The 374-nt window shown below is 66.8% G+C and carries 2 protein-coding genes; both read right to left on the reverse strand.

Features of this window, described 5'->3' with window-relative positions; translation table 11 throughout:
• On the reverse strand, positions 1-214 hold a 214-nt coding region (locus tag AC1DYK_RS36240), incomplete at its 3' end, for a hypothetical protein (RefSeq protein WP_478170664.1).
• Between the two features lie 3 nt (positions 215-217).
• Positions 218-374: SDR family oxidoreductase (locus tag AC1DYK_RS36245; RefSeq protein ID WP_478170665.1), on the reverse strand; the 157-nt coding region annotated here is incomplete at its 5' end.

Here is a 374-nt window from a genome sequence, read left to right on the forward strand (position 1 = left end):
ACCAGCCCACGACAGCGACAGCCACGCCTGACACCACCCACATGTCAGTGACATCCGCGTCATCCACTGACACCACCAGCACGAGCCCATCAATTTGACGCACCGTCACTGACACCACCCCACTGACACCAGCCGGCGCATCGCAGCCGGACGCGGTCAGCGCCGGTGCTGCCACTTGCCTGTGGGCGGCTTTACCCGCAGTACCGTCCGGCATCTGTCATGCGGCGGTCATGCCGCCGTCGATGGCGAGTGCGGCTCCGGTGATGAACGTCGCTTCGTCGCTGAGGAGAAAGGCCACGAACGCCGCGATCTCGTCCGGCTGGGCGATCCGCCCGATCGGGTGCAACGCTCCGGCCACGCGGACGGCCTCTTCC

Source organism: Variovorax sp. P2_H12, assembly GCF_056403395.1.